At 73.2% G+C, this 13,996-nt stretch carries 13 protein-coding genes; 8 read left to right on the top strand and 5 right to left on the bottom strand.

Translation table 11 applies throughout. From position 1 onward, the window contains the following. Positions 1-21: 21 nt before the first annotated feature. A complete protein-coding gene (locus tag ACWEPX_RS17705; RefSeq protein WP_451898250.1) occupies positions 22-1,548 on the bottom strand; it encodes a serine/threonine-protein kinase in 1,527 nt (508 codons plus the stop codon). Positions 1,549-1,706: 158 nt separating this feature from the next. Here ACWEPX_RS17705 and ACWEPX_RS17700 point away from each other — a divergent pair, with 158 nt between their 5' ends. Beyond that, positions 1,707-2,315, top strand: coding sequence for a class I SAM-dependent DNA methyltransferase (locus ACWEPX_RS17700; protein ID WP_451898249.1), 609 nt, complete (start codon positions 1,707-1,709; stop codon positions 2,313-2,315). 3 nt (positions 2,316-2,318) lie between these two features. Here ACWEPX_RS17700 and shbA read toward each other — a convergent pair whose 3' ends face one another. After that, complete coding sequence (gene shbA / locus ACWEPX_RS17695; RefSeq protein ID WP_451898331.1) at positions 2,319-2,885, bottom strand: RNA polymerase sigma factor ShbA; 567 nt, start codon at positions 2,883-2,885, stop codon at positions 2,319-2,321. 657 nt (positions 2,886-3,542) lie between these two features. Here shbA and ACWEPX_RS17690 point away from each other — a divergent pair. The 5 genes from ACWEPX_RS17690 to ACWEPX_RS17670 all read left to right on the top strand — a co-directional run bounded on the left by ACWEPX_RS17690 (position 3,543) and on the right by ACWEPX_RS17670 (position 8,664). Next, on the top strand, positions 3,543-4,505 hold the full coding sequence (locus ACWEPX_RS17690; protein ID WP_451898248.1) for a D-2-hydroxyacid dehydrogenase: 963 nt from the start codon (positions 3,543-3,545) through the stop codon (positions 4,503-4,505). A 102-nt stretch (positions 4,506-4,607) separates the two neighbouring features. Next, positions 4,608-5,903 carry an acyl-CoA dehydrogenase family protein gene (locus ACWEPX_RS17685; protein WP_451898330.1) on the top strand — a complete coding sequence of 432 codons (1,296 nt, stop codon included), beginning with the start codon at positions 4,608-4,610 and terminating at the stop codon, positions 5,901-5,903. A 19-nt stretch (positions 5,904-5,922) separates the two neighbouring features. Further along, positions 5,923-7,131: an acyl-CoA dehydrogenase family protein gene (locus ACWEPX_RS17680; RefSeq protein ID WP_451898247.1), complete on the top strand. Its 1,209-nt coding sequence runs from the start codon at positions 5,923-5,925 to the stop codon at positions 7,129-7,131. Positions 7,132-7,550: 419 nt separating this feature from the next. Next, positions 7,551-8,090: a hypothetical protein gene (locus tag ACWEPX_RS17675; RefSeq protein ID WP_451898246.1), complete on the top strand. Its 540-nt coding sequence runs from the start codon at positions 7,551-7,553 to the stop codon at positions 8,088-8,090. Next, a complete protein-coding gene (locus ACWEPX_RS17670; protein ID WP_451898245.1) occupies positions 8,062-8,664 on the top strand; it encodes a DUF3558 family protein in 603 nt (200 codons plus the stop codon). Before ACWEPX_RS17675 ends, ACWEPX_RS17670 begins: the two co-directional genes overlap by 29 nt. On the opposite strand, the gene ACWEPX_RS17665 is transcribed toward ACWEPX_RS17670, so the two are convergent. Further along, entirely contained in the window at positions 8,665-9,297 is a 633-nt protein-coding gene (locus tag ACWEPX_RS17665) for a TetR/AcrR family transcriptional regulator (RefSeq protein WP_451898244.1), read from the bottom strand. A gap of 88 nt (positions 9,298-9,385) precedes the next feature. Here ACWEPX_RS17665 and ACWEPX_RS17660 point away from each other — a divergent pair, with 88 nt between their 5' ends. After that, positions 9,386-10,861 (top strand): MFS transporter, encoded by a 1,476-nt coding sequence (locus ACWEPX_RS17660; protein ID WP_451898243.1) that lies wholly within the window; start codon positions 9,386-9,388, stop codon positions 10,859-10,861. Positions 10,862-10,900: 39 nt separating this feature from the next. Here the strand turns inward: ACWEPX_RS17660 and ACWEPX_RS17655 are convergent, their stop codons facing one another. Next, a complete protein-coding gene (locus ACWEPX_RS17655; protein WP_451898242.1) occupies positions 10,901-11,230 on the bottom strand; it encodes a PLD nuclease N-terminal domain-containing protein in 330 nt (109 codons plus the stop codon). Between the two features lie 75 nt (positions 11,231-11,305). Between ACWEPX_RS17655 and ACWEPX_RS17650 the strand changes: the two genes are divergently transcribed. Then, on the top strand, positions 11,306-12,055 hold the full coding sequence (locus ACWEPX_RS17650; RefSeq protein WP_451898241.1) for an SAM-dependent methyltransferase: 750 nt from the start codon (positions 11,306-11,308) through the stop codon (positions 12,053-12,055). On the opposite strand, the gene ACWEPX_RS17645 is transcribed toward ACWEPX_RS17650, so the two are convergent. After that, complete coding sequence (locus ACWEPX_RS17645; RefSeq protein WP_451898240.1) at positions 12,052-13,974, bottom strand: caspase, EACC1-associated type; 1,923 nt, start codon at positions 13,972-13,974, stop codon at positions 12,052-12,054. The two genes, ACWEPX_RS17650 and ACWEPX_RS17645, sit on opposite strands and share 4 nt — an antisense overlap. Between the last annotated feature and the right edge of the window lie 22 nt (positions 13,975-13,996).

Here is a 13,996-nt window from a genome sequence, read left to right as displayed (position 1 = left end):
CGGGCCGCCCCGCGCAATCGATCAGGCCCGCGGGTCGGAGTCGATCAGGTGCTTGCCGCCGAGGTTGACCATGCGCACGGTCTTGGGCGCGGTGCTCTGCCCGTCGCCCTTGGTCAGGGTGACCGTGGCGGTGACGTTGGCCGAGCCGTCGTCGTTGTGCCCGACGACGCGGGCGCCCTGGGAGGCCACGTACTTGTACTGCGACCAGTACGCCTCGAACTCGGCCATGCTGCCGAAGCTCGCCTGGGCGTTGGGGGTCAGCAGCGCCCAGCGCTGCTCGATCGGGGTGCTGCTGAGGTAGAAGGCGATCATCGCCCGGCCCGCGGCGGGGTAGTCGGTGACCTTGGACGCGCCCGCGATCGGCGTGGCCGTCGTGGTCGTCGGCTCCTCGGTCGGGGAGTTGCTGACCGTCACCGTGCGGGTCTCGGTGTTCGGGTTGGCGGTGGTGCCGTCGCCCTGGGAGCTGAGCACCAGCACGACGGCGGCGGCCAGCCCGGCGACGACGGCGGCCGCGCCGACCAGCACGCCGCGGCGGGGCGCGGCCGGGGCCGCGGCGACGGGCACCGGCGGCGGGGTCTGCTGCGGCGGCGGCGCGGGCCGCTGGACCGGCGGCGGGGTGCGGCGCGCGGGCACGGTCCGCTCGATCGCGGCGGGCGTGGTCGGCAGCACCAGCGGCGCGGTGGGCACGGCCAGGGTGGTGGCCGCCTCCTCCATCGTCGGCCGCTCCGCCGGGTCGGTCCGCAGCAGCGCCATCAGCGTGCTGGTGAGGTGCCCGCCGTTGCGCGGCGGCTTGACGTCGCCGTTGGCCACGGCGTGCAGCAGCGCCAGCGGGTTCGGGTTGAGGCCGAAGGGCGGGGTGCCCTCCAGCGCGTGGTACAGCGTCGAGCCCAGGGAGAACACGTCCGACGCCGTCGTCGGCTGCTGGCCGCGGGCCAGCTCGGGGGCCAGGTAGGCGGGGGTGCCCGCCAGCACGCCGGTGTCGGTGGTGATGGTGTGGTCGCCGGTGGCCTTGGAGATGCCGAAGTCGGTGATCTTCACCGTGCCCTGGTCGTCGATCAGGATGTTGCCCGGCTTGACGTCGCGGTGCACGATCCCGGCCGCGTGCGCGGCGGCGAGGGCGGCGGCGACCTGCGAGCCGATCGCGGCGACCTGCTCGGGCGGCAGCGTGCCCCGCTCGGCGATCACCGCCGAGAGACTGCGCGCGTTGACGAACTCCATGACCAGGCACGGGTCGCCGTCGTGCTCGGCGACGTCGAGAAGGGCGACGGCGTTGCGGTGGTGCAGCCGCGCGGCGATGCGCGCCTCGCGCATGGCCCGCCTGCGCGCCTCCTCGGTCTTGGCCGGGGTGAGGCCGGGGCGGATGATCAGCTGCTTGATCGCGATCACGCGCTCCAGCCGCTCGTCGCGGGCGCGCCAGACCACGCCCATCGCGCCGCTGCCGATGGTCTCCAGCAGGCGGTACCGGCCGGCGACCAGCTGACCCGTTTCGATGACCAGGCACCTCTCGTGATAGCGGTTCCCCAGGCCCCGACCTGGCCCTGCCGACATTATCGAACGCGCGTGCCACCGACCAACGAGGGCACGGGCAGCCTGCGGGGCGGGCGGCCAATCGGTCTATTTCGGACGACGCCCGCGCGACCGGCAGCCTCGGCTGCCCCGGCCCGGTCCCACTGGACCGGCGCACCCGGCCCCGGCATGCTGTCCGCGTGACGGACAACGTTCCCGCCTTCGACCTCATCGGCCGCCGCTACGACGAGTCGTTCGTCGAGCGGGACACCCAGATCGGCGAGGTGGCCTGGCTGATCGAGCAGCTGCGCCCGGGGGCGCGGGTGCTGGACCTGGGGTGCGGCAGCGGGCTGCCCACCGCGCGGCAGCTCGTCGACGCGGGCATGTCGGTGGTCGCGGTCGACGAGTCGCCGGTGATGCTGGAGCTGGCCCACGAGCAGGCCCCGGGCGCCGACTACCGCCTCGGCGACCTGCGCGACGTCTCCGACCTGGGCGCCTTCGACGCCGCGGTGGCGTTCTTCGCGCTGCTGATGCTGCCCAAGGCCGACATCGAGGCCACGCTGCGCGCCCTGCGGAACCAGCTGACCGGCCCGGGCCTGCTGCTCATCAGCATGGTCCAGGGCGACTTCGACACCTTCCCGGTGAACTTCCTCGGCGCGCCCACGACGGTCTCGGCCTACCCGCCGGAGGCCCTGCGCCAGGTGGTGGAGGACGCGGGCTTCACCGTCGACCGCCTGCACGCGGTGGAGGCCGTCGCCGAGCCCGGGCGGGTGGAGGTCCAGCTCTACCTGCGGGCCAGCGCCCGCTAGCCGCTACAGCCAGTCGGCGGCGGTCAGCGAGCCGCGCAGGCGGCTGAGGGCCCGGTGCTGGGCGACCCGCACCGCGGTCGCGGTCAGGCCGATGGCGACCGCGGTCTCCTGCGCCGAGAGGCCGACGACCAGGCGCAGCACGAGGATCTCGCGCTGGCGCGGGGCCAGGCTGTCGAGCAGGGTGCTGAGCCGGGCGCGCATCTCCCCGCGCAGGGTGAGCTGCTCGGGCCCGAGACCGGCGTCGGCGACGTCGGGGAGGTCGGCGACCGGGTCGGAGCGGTCGCGGCCGGAGCGGCGGTAGAAGTCGGCGACCTTGTGCGCGGCGATGCCGTAGACGAAGGGCAGGAAGGACTCGCGGTCGTCGGCGTAGCGCGGCAGGGCGCCGAGGATGGCCAGCATGATCTCCTGGGCCACGTCGTCGGCGGAGGAGTAGGCCGAGCCGGTGCGGCCGATGCGGGCGCGGCAGTAGCGCACGATGGCCGGGTGGATCCAGGCGAAGAGGGTCTGGCGGGCCGCGGCGTCGCCGCGCAGCGACGCCTCGACCAGCTCGTGGAAGGCCGCGGTCTTCAGGCGGGCGAACACTGCGTCGGTGCGGGCCGGTTCCGCCGAGTCCGGGCCATGCGTTGCGCTCACAGGTGCCCCCTGAAGGTCGGCGCGCGCGAGGCGGGCCGGAAGATGAACTGTCGGCGCACCGGGGCCGCAGCCGGGACGGTCGGATGCGATGGTGGCCTTGACGGAGAGTGATGGTAGCCGGGTGACCCACCTGGCACCAGAGGCATCTCCGCCGCATGGTGCCGATGGTTTCGTATTCAACGTCACACCCGACAGGGCCTAACGGCCCTAGGGAGCACGCTGCGCGCACGGCAGGCAGCTCGGGCCCAAAGACCCGGAACTCCGCGCAACCGCAACGAATCCGCAGCTCGTCGCCGACAAGGAAATCCACAGTGGAGGGCAACAGGCAAGATCGAAGACACGATCCGGCTGCACGCTCGGCACCCGCCGGTCAGATATCGCCCAAATGGGTGACGGCGGGTCACGGATGGAGCAGTGGAGATCTACGCAGACGGGAGCCGACCCGGCCGTCCGGGTTCGATTCGCCCGATCGGCCGTCGCCGCTCGCCCGTTCGCCGCGGCGATTTGTGCCGCGTTGACAGTGCCGGTTCACCATTCTTAGCGTGGCGGCGGACGCCGCCCTGCCCAACGCCACCCGAACAGGGGAATCCCCACATGGACAGCAGCGGGCGACCTGTCGTCGTCGTCCTGCACGGAACGGACCGGCCACCGCGCATGGCGGAGGTGGAGCGGCGCGCCGCCCTCCGCTTCAGCACCGGCCCCCTGCTCAGCGCCACCCTCCCGGGCGCCGACGTGCTCTTCGTCTGGGACAGCCGGGCCGGTGGGCTGGCCGAGGCGCTGCCCGCCGCCACCGCCCTGCGCTGGGCCCACGCGGCGGGCGCCTCCGCCCGGCACCTGCCGGTGCCGCGCCTGCAGGCCGCGGGCGTCACCGTCACCAGCGCGCGGGGCGTCTTCGACGAGCCGATGGCCGAGTACGTGCTCAGCCTGGTCCTGGCCTTCGCCAAGGACCTGCCCGCCACCCTGCGGCTCCAGCAGCGCCGGGTGTGGGCGCACCGGGAGACCGAGCGGCTGGCGGGCGCGCACGCCCTCGTGGTCGGATCCGGCCCGATCGGGCGGGCGATCGGGCGCAAGTTGCGGGCCGTCGGGATGACCGTCGCGGCGGTCGGCCGCGCCGCCCGCGCGCACGACCCCGACCTCGGCGAGGTCGTCGCGCAGGCGGACATGCGCGCGGCGCTGGCCGCCGCGGACTACGTGATCCTGGCCACCCCGCTGACCCCGCAGACCGCCGGGATGATCGACGAGCACGCGCTGCGGGCGATGAAGCCGACCGCGCGGCTGGTCAACATCAGCCGCGGCGGGCTCATCGTGCTGCCGGACCTGATCGATGCCCTGGACGCGGGCGCGCTGGCGGGCGCGGCGCTCAACGTCTTCGCCGACGAGCCGCTGCCGGCCTCGTCGCCGCTGTGGGACCTGCCCGACGTGGTGATCTCCCCGCACATGGCCGGGGACATCAAGGGGTGGCGGGACGAGCTGGTCCGCCTCTTCGCCGACAACCTCGACCGCTACATCGCGGGCGCCCCGCTGCTCAACGTCGTCCCGCCCGGCGCAGCGGGTTGAGCCCGATTGCTACTCTGGAGTAGGTTACGCCGGAGTCGGAAGCGATCGATCGAGGTGGGAGCACCCATGTCGGGCACCAAACCCAAGCCGCGGCGGGACGCGATGGGCGCCGCGCTCGCGGTGTTGAACAAGCTGGCGAGCGCTCCCGTGCTCGACCGGCTCAACCTCCGCAAGCCGGTGGAGAGGGGCGTCTACACCGCCACCCGCACCGGGTTCACCGCCGTCGGAGCGGCCACCCGGCAGTTCGCCGCGGTGCAGAAGCTGGCCAAGCCCGCCCGGCTGCCCGCGGCCCAGGAGCGCGGCCTGTTCGACATCACCCCCGACGACGAGCAGAAGATGATCGTCGAGACGGTGGCCGAGTTCGCCGCCGAGCAGGTGCGCCCAGCCGCCGCGGCCGCCGACGCCGCGTGCGCGACCCCCGCCGAGCTGCTGACCGCGGTCACCGAGCTGGGGGTGACGCTGGTCGGGGTGCCCGAGTCGCTGGGCGGGCTGGGCACCGAGCGCTCCGCGGTGACCGGGGTGCTGGTCGCCGAGGCGCTCGCGCACGGCGACATGGGCCTGGCCGTGGCGCTGCTGGCCCCCTCGGCGGTCAGCACGGCGCTGGTCCTCTGGGGCGACGAGACCCAGCAGGCGACCTACCTGCCCGCCTTCGTCGGCGACGACGTGCCCGCCGCGGCCCTGGCCGTGCAGGAGCCGCGCCCGCTGTTCGACCCGTTCGCCCTGCGGACCAAGGCCCACCGCGCGGGCGGCGGCTTCGTGCTCGACGGGGTGAAGTCGCTGGTGCCGCGGGCGGCGCAGGCCGAGCTGTTCGTGGTGGCCGCCGAGCTCGACGGCCGCGGACCGGCGCTGTTCATCGTCGAGTCCGGCAGCGCGGGCGTGTCCGTCGAGTCCGAGCCCGCGATGGGCCTGCGCGCGGCCGGGATGGGCAGGCTGCACCTGGACCAGGTGCGCGTGCCGGAGTCGGCGCTGCTGGGCGGGGGCGCGGCCGAGGTCTACGCCGAGTGCGTCCGGCTGTCGCGGATCGCCTGGTGCGCGCTGGCGGTGGGCACGGCGAAGGCGGTGCTGGACTACGTGATCCCGTACGTCAACGAGCGCGTGGCCTTCGGCGAGCCGGTCAGCCACCGGCAGGGCGTGGCGTTCAAGGTCGCCGACATCGGCATCGAGCTGGAGGGCATGCGGCTGCTCACCTACCGCGCGGCCAGCCGGGCCGAGCAGGGCAAGCCCTACGCCCGGGAGGCGGGCCTGGCGCGGCGGCTGTGCGCGGAGAAGGGCATGCAGATCGGCAACGACGGCGTGCAGCTGCTGGGCGGGCACGGTTTCGTCAAGGAGCACCCGGTGGAGCGCTGGTACCGCGACCTGCGCGCGGTCGGCCTGGTCGAGGGGATCGTCCTCGTCTAGGGGGCGGAAGGAGACGACGATGATCAACCTTGAGGTCCCGAAGAAGTTCGCGCAGCTGGTCGACCAGGCCCACCAGGCCGCCGCGGAGTTCTTCCGCCCCAACTCGCGCAAGTACGACCAGGCCGAGCACACCTACCCGAAGGAGCTGGACATGCTGGCCGCCCTGCTCGACGGCCTGTCGGCCGCGGGCGGCGGCGCCGGGGCGGGCGGAGTGCGGCGCAGCGGCGCGGACGGCAAGTCCGGCGGCAACCGCAACGGCAGCAACCTGCAACTGCTGCTGGGCACCATCGAGATGTGCTGGGGCGACGTCGGCCTGCTGCTGTCGATGCCGCGCCAGGGCCTCGGCAACGCCGCGATCGCCTCGGTGGCCAACGACGAGCAGCTCAAGCGCTACGAGGGCAAGTGGGCCGCGATGGCCATCACCGAGCCCGACACCGGCTCCGACTCCGGCGCCATCCGCACCACCGCGGTCCGCGACGGCGACTACTACGTGCTCAACGGCGAGAAGATCTTCGTCACCTCGGGCGAACGCGCCGACTGCGTGGTCGTCTGGGCCACTTTGGACCGCTCGCTGGGCAAGGCCGCGATCAAGAGCTTCGTCGTCGACCGCGACACGCCGGGCTTCGAGCTGGTGCGGCTGGAGCACAAGCTCGGCATCCGCGCCTCCGACACCGCGCACTTCCGCCTGGACAACGTGCGCGTGCACAAGGACAACCTGCTGGGCAGCCCGGAGATCAACACCGAGCAGGGCTTCGCGGGCGTCATGCAGACCTTCGACAACACCCGCCCCCTGGTCGCCGCCATGGCCATCGGCGTCGCCCGGGCGGCCTTGGAGGAAACCCGCCGCTTGTTGGAGGAAGCAGGCGTGGTGATCGACTACGACCGCCCCGCCTTCACGCAATCCGCGGCTTCGGCGACCTTCCTGCAGTTGGAGGCGGATTGGGAAGCCGCCTACCTGCTGGCCCTTGAGGCCGCGTGGATGGCCGACAACCGCAAGCCGAACTCCCTGCAGGCATCGATGGCCAAAGCCAAGGCGGGCCGCTCCGGCAGCGACATCACTTTGCGGTGCGTGGAACTGGCGGGCTCGGTGGGGTATGGCGAGGGGTCGCTGCTGGAGAAGTGGGCACGGGACTCGAAGATTCTGGACATCTTCGAAGGCACGCAACAGATCCAACAGTTGATCGTGGCGCGACGGTTGCTGGGGAAGTCATCGTCCGAGCTGAAGTGACGCTGTAACAGGAGATTCCGCCGAAATGACGGCACAAGAAGCGCGTTAACAGCCACGCGCACACCTCTCACGGTCTGTGCCACGCCGTGCACTGAGTGCACTCTTGATCGGTATGCTGCCGCGGGGCGATCAAGAGGGGGACGATGGCAGGCGGGTTCACGGTTCAGCTCGATGAGGCGCAGGAGGCGGCGAGCGTGCACCTGGCTCGCTGCCTCCGAACACATCCGCGCCCCGATGGGCGTGCTGATGGCGCACGAGGGGTTCGGCGGCCAGCCGGGCGGAGCGAGCACGACGGCGCACACCGCGCACGGCGGAGTCACCGACCACCTCGCTGGCCATCTGGAGTCAACGCCCGCCTCGATCACGTCACGGCCATCACCAGCCTCGACCCCGCCCGCATCGCGGAGGAGTTCGAGCGGATGCGCACCCTGTCCTCCCAACTGGCCCAAGGCGAGGGCGCCCGCGAAGAGCTGGCCAAAGCCGAATCCCGCCTCGACGGCTGGCACGGCGACGCGAAGGCCGCCCTCGTCGGCAAGATCGAGAACGTCCGCTCCCACCTCGACCGGATGGCTGATGAGGTCGACAAGGTCCACCTCATCGTCGGCGGTTTCTACGCCCTCGCCATCCACGCCCGCACCAGCCACCTGCTGCTGTGCCGGGAGACCGAGGCAGCGGCGCTGCGGGAAATCAGCAACCAGGAGAAGCGCGACGACAAGCTCGCCCTCGCGGTCGGTACGAAGGTCCTCGGCGCTGTGCTCGACTTCGACCCTAAAGCGCCGCTGAAGTCCTCCCTCGGCGCCTTCGTGGAACTGGCCGACGTGACCGGCGCGTACCTGATCGACGGCAACGACGCCGCCGATGTCGCGAACAACCACCTGATCGCGGGCAACGAGACCACTCGCCACCTCGCCCACGGGGTTCGAGGCGAAGGTGGAGAGCGAGCGGAAACGGACGGTTGAGGAGCAGGAGGGGCGGGACAGCGACATCAAGCGCAGGGTTAAGTGGTGCCTTGTGAAGCGGTTGCTGGTGGTGGCCCTCCTCGGGATCGCCGCGGGTTGTTCCGGGGGGCGGTCGGGGGCGGTTGAGCCAGCTCCGGATGTGCGGCCGCCCATCGAGCGCGCTCTGGATGTTTCGGCCTACAGCTCGGTGGATACGGTGTGCGGTCTGGTGCCGGCCGGGGTGTTGGAGGCGTTGGGGCTGCGGGTGTCCAGTTCGGGTGCGGTGGTTCCGGAGAATCCGACCTGTTCGCTGGAGGGTCGCGGCGAGGCGCAGGTTCAGGTGTTCTCCCGGACCGATCGGCTGGCCTACGCCTACGGGTTGGATCGTGGGGCGCTGCCGCGGTTTGTGGAACCGCTGGTCATCGGGGGACAGCCTGCCGCGCGGGTGCAGGTTACCGAGACCGCCATCGAGAACTGGTGCGTCGTCGTGGTCGGTTTGTCGGATAGCGCTGGGGTTGAGGTGACCAGCATGCGCAGTGAGGCCTGTGGCACCGCCGATCGGCTGGCCGAGGCCGTGGTGGATCGGCTGGGGTGATCAGCAGGGGCGTTCGCCCATCGCCTTGCGGAGGTCGTCGTAGTGGGGGGAGGCGCCTGGTAGGGGGGTTGGGGCGCCGGTGCGGAGGCCGTCGAGCAGGAGGGTGAAGTAGCGGCGCCAGAGGTCGGGGGCGATGGGGCGGGTCAGGTCGAAGATGGCGCCGAGGGCGGACATGAGCGGACCGAGGTCCGCGCCGGTGATGTCGGGGCGCAGGGTGCCCTGGGCCTGGGCTCGGGCGACGAGGGAGTCCACGGCGGGCATGAAGTGCTCGCCGATGCGGGCGGCGTGGCCGAGTTCGATGCGGTAGCAGATCTGGAAGAGCCCGCGGTCGGCGGCCTGGCGCTCGGCGAGCGCGGTGAGCAGGCCGGCCAGGCCGGTCCAGGCGTCCGGTTCGGCCGCCGCGGCGTCGATCAGGGCGTTCACTTCGGACACCACGTCGTCGAACACCGCTTCCAGCAGGGATTCCTTCGAGGAGAATCGGCGGTAGACCGTCCCGACCCCCACCCCCGCGGCGCGGGCGACCTCGTCCAGCGTCACGTCGATCCCCCGCGTCGCGTACACCTCGCGGGCGGCCGCGACGATGCGCGCCCGGTTGCGGCGGGCGTCGGCGCGCAGGGGCGTGTCCGAGGTCACGTGGGCAGCTTACCAGAAATCCGGAGACACGTTCTCCACTTCCTTGGTAGCTTGCTCTGGAATCCACAGACGGCTTCCTGGGGGACACGTGACTCTGTCCGATGTGGTGGCGACGCCACCACCCACCACCGAGCAGCCGAGCAGCAGGCGCTGGCTCGTGCTCGCCGTCATCGCGCTGGCGCAGGTCATGGTGGTGCTCGACGCCACCGTGGTGAACATCGCGCTGCCCAGCGCCCAGCTCGACCTGGGCTTCGGCGACTCGCAGCGGCAGTGGCTGATCACCGGCTACGCGCTCAGCTTCGGCAGCCTGCTGCTCATCGGCGGCCGCATCGCCGACCTCTTCGGGCGGCGGATGGCCTTCCTCGCGGGCGTCGTCGGCTTCGCGGTCGCCTCGGCGGTCGGCGGGGCGGCGGCGAACTTCGAGGTGCTGGTCGCCGCGCGCGTCGGGCAGGGCGTCTTCGCGGCGCTGCTGGCCCCGGCGGCGCTGTCGCTGCTGGCCACCACGTTCACCGACCCGGCCGAGCGGGGCAAGGCGTTCGGGATCTTCGGCGCGATCTCCGGGGCGGGCGGCGCGATCGGCCTGCTGCTCGGCGGCGTGCTGACCGAGTACCTCGACTGGCGCTGGTGCATGTACATCAACCTGGTCTTCGCGGGCGTCGCCTTCGTCGGCGGCATCGGCCTGCTGAGCAAGGGCGGGGCCACCGAGCGCCCGAAGCTGGACCTCATCGGCGTGACCACCGCGACCGCGGGCATGTTCGCCCTGGTCTACGGCCTGGCCAACGCCGAGCAGGACGGCTGGGACGCGGCCAGCACGCTGGGCTTCCTGGCCGCGGGCGTGGTCCTGCTGGCGGCCTTCGGGTACTCCCAGACCCGGGTCAGCCACCCGCTGCTGCCGCTGCGCATCCTGGCCAACCGCAACCGCGGCGGCGCGTTCGTGGCGATGTTCCTGCTGGTCGCGGGCATGTTCGTGATCTTCCTGTTCCTCACCTTCTACATGCAGCAGAACCTGCGGTTCGGCCCGGTGCAGAGCGGGTTCGCGTTCCTGCCGATGATCGGCACGCTGATGCTGTCGGCCACCACGGCGACCACGGTCCTGCTGCCGCGCGTCGGCCCGCGCGTGATGATCCCGGTCGGCATGGTCGTGGCCGCGCTGGGCACCGGGTACCTGGCGCTGCTCGACGAGACCAGCACCTACGCCTCCGGCGTGCTGCCCGGCCTGCTGGTCGCGGGCCTGGGCATCGGCCTGACGATGGCCTCGGGCATGAACGTGGCCATCGCGGGCGTCGCCCCGCAGGACTCGGGCGCGGCGTCGGCCGCGGTCAACGCCATCCAGCAGGTCGGCGGCTCGATCGGCACGGCGCTGTTCAGCACGGTCGCGGCCAACGCGGTCACCGCGGCGATGCTGGAGGGCCAGAGCCAGGTGGCGGCGACCCTCGCCGGCTACAGCGCGGCGTTCACCTGGTCGGCGGGCACCTTCGCCCTCGGCGGCCTGCTCGCCCTGCTGGTCCTGCGCTCGGGCGTGCCTGCCGAGCTCAAGAGCGCGGGCCCGGCCATCCACATGTGACAGTCCTCTTCGGCCGGTGGGCGGCTGCCGCCCACCGGCCTACTGCTCCCGGGCCTTGCGGCGCTGCTCCTCGGCGCGCTCGCGGCAGCGGCGCAGGAACTCCTCGTCGGCGCGGGGGTCGCTGGCGGCGAGGCGGCCCGGCCGGTCGTACTCGGGGAAGGCGCTCGCCCGCGGCCGGGCCGCCCGCGCGGGCTTGCCCGCCACCAGCCAGGCGAACGAGCCGACGAGCGGGAAGAGCAGCACGATCAGCAGCCAGGCGGGCTTGGGCAGGTTCCGGGCGTCGCCGTCCCCGGTGGTGATCACGTCCACCAGGCAGAACAGCCACAGGGCCAGCGCGAGCACGCCGACGAGGCCACCCAGGTAGAGCATCGAGCACATCCCCTCGCAGTCGTCGGCGCAGGGTAGCGCAGCGCACCCGGACCCCTACCCTGGACAATCGCGGGCATGGGGCAACCGGACACCGACCAGCCGCACCCGGCGCGCATCTACGACTACCTGCTCGGCGGCGCGTGCAACTTCGCCGCCGACCGGGCGTTCGCCGAACAGGTCATCGCCGCCATGCCGGGCGTGCCGCTGGCCGCGCGGATCAACCGCGACTTCCTGCGCAGAGCCGTCCGCGTGGCGCTCGACCTGGGCGTCAACCAGTTTCTCGACCTGGGCTCGGGCATCCCCACCGTCGGCAACACCCACGAGGTCGCCCCCGGCGCCCGGGTGGTCTACGTCGACCACGACGCCATCGCCGTCGCCCACAGCCGCGACGTGCTCGCCGACTACCCGCTGGCCGACATCGTGGCCGCGGATATCCGCGACGCGGGCCGGGTCCTGGACGCCGCGGCCGAGCTGATCGACTTCAGCGAGCCGGTCGCGGTGCTGGCCGTCGCGGTCCTGCACTTCATCGAGGACGCCGAAGCCGCCCTGGCCCCCTACCGCGCCGCGATGGTCCCCGGCGGGATCATCGCCGTCTCGCACGCCACCGAGGACGCCCAGACCGGCGTGGGGACGGCGCGGCAGATGTACAACAACCGGGGGATGCCGGGCTACGCCCGCACCAAGGCCGAGGTCACCGCCCTGCTCGACGGCCTCGACCTGCTCCCGCCCGGAGTGGTCTGGACCAGCCAGTGGCGCCCGGAGGCCGCCGACGACGTGGAGCCGACCGCCAGCCTGGCCTACGCCGCGGTGGGCCGGATGCCCTAGTCGGGCGCCCGCCAGACCAGCACCCGCGAGTCGCCATCGGCGGCGGAGACGAGGTTGCCGGAGAGGTCGAACGCCACCCGGCTCACCGCGCCGACGTGCCCGTCGAGCACACCCGCGGGCTTCCACCCGGGCACCTCCCACACCCGGATCGCGCCGTCGGCCGACCCGACGGCCAGCAGCGCGCCGTCCGGGGAGAAGGCCACCGCCCGCTCGTCCCCGAGGAGGCCGCTCAGCTCGTCGCCGGACGGGTGCGCCACCGGCCAGAGCAGGACGCCGCCGTCCCCGGCTGCGGCCAGCAGGGTGCTGTCCGGGCTGAACGCCAGCCCCGCCACCCGGCCGCCCCACCGCGGCGCGGTGCGCCTGCCCGCGATCTCGGTCAGCTCGACGCCCGTGCCCGCCTTCGCCATCCACCGCCCGTCCGGGCTGAACGCGATGGCCTGCAGCGCGGCGCTGCTGGAGCGGCCCGCGACCAGGATGTCCGCGCCCGTGCCCGCCTCCCACACCCGGTAGCCCGCGGCGCAGGCCGCGCCGAGCAGCGTGCCGCGCGGGTTGTACGCCAGGTCCGCCACCGCCCCGCGCCCGGTCTTGAAGGTGCGCAGCGCCCGGCCCGTCGCCACCTCGCAGATGGTCACCTTCCCTGCGGCGTCGCCCGCGGCGAGCAGCGTCCCGCCGGGGCTGAAGGTCAGCGCCGAGGCCACCGGCACCACGCGCCCGCGGCGCACGAACGCCCCCGCGTCGCGGTCGTAGAGCCGGGTAGGCGACTCCGGGCCGCCGATGGCCAGGAACCGGCCCCTCGGGCACAGGGCGAACGCGGCGATGTCCGCCGCATCGGGCAGCTGGATGGCCGCTGCCTGCTGCCATGCCTGCTCCCGCTCCGGCACGGGGGTGGCCGCCTCGCGCGCGACAGGCCGGGGCAGGACCACCGCGCCACCCGTCGTCGGCGGGGGCGACGGGTGCGCGTCGAGCAGTTCGCGGGCGGCTGCGGCGACCTTGGGGATGTCCTGGTCGGCGACGGCGGTCAAGGTCTGCCGGGCGGTCAGGCGTTCGCCGTCGTCGGCGGAGGTCAGCCAGCTGCCGAGGGTGCGGGCGGCCGCCAGGCGCAGGTCCGGGTACGGGCTCTCCAGGCCGACCCGCAGGGCCTCCGGGATCGCCGCCGGGACCACCGCGCGGCCGCGGGGGTTGCGGGCCAGGACGATCTTGCCCTCGCCCCCGTACAGCCAGCGCTGCGGCGTCTGCTCGGCGCGCCGGGCCAGCATCCACGCGGCGGCGTGGTCGAAGGCGTCCTCGACGGTGACCACGCCCGTCCGGGCGACGTCGGCCGCGCCCGTGCGCAAGCCGTCGACCAGGGCCGCGGTGAACACCGACTGGTGCGGCCCGGCCAGCGGCCTGCCCTCGAAGCTGTACTCCCCCGCCCGCGAGGCCGTCAGCACCGCGCGGCCCCGCCCGCCGCCGAGCATCCGCCGCTCCAGGTCGATCTCCGGGGCGCCCTTGGCCGAGGCGGAGAACGCGCCGCTGAAGCAGCAGTCGAGGATCAGCACCTGCCTGCGGGCCGGGCACTCGTCCAGCCGGTCGACCAGCCAGCCTGCCTCCACCGCGGTGGAGGCCAGCAAGCGCTTGCGGGTGTTCGACGCGGCGAAGTACAGCCGCCCGCGCACGTCCAGCAGCCCGTGGCAGGACAGGTAGAGCACGACGGTGTCCTCGACCGCCGCGTCGACCAGGAACGACTCGACCGCGACCCGCAGCTCGTGGTCGGGCTGGTCGAGCACCTGGTCGACGGCGAACCCGCCGACGGCCGGGTCGCCCAGCACGGCCGCGACGGCGGCGGCGTCCTGCGCGGGGGCGCGCAGCCTGCCCAGGGCCGGGTCCGCGTAGGCGGCCGTGCCCACGACCAGCGCGCGCCGCCCGCCGTCACCGTCCACCCGACTACCCCGCCGTCCGCCG

This window comes from Actinokineospora sp. NPDC004072, assembly GCF_053604195.1.
The sequence above is the reverse complement of the archived record's forward strand: the minus strand, read 5'-3'. Positions and strand labels throughout refer to the sequence as shown.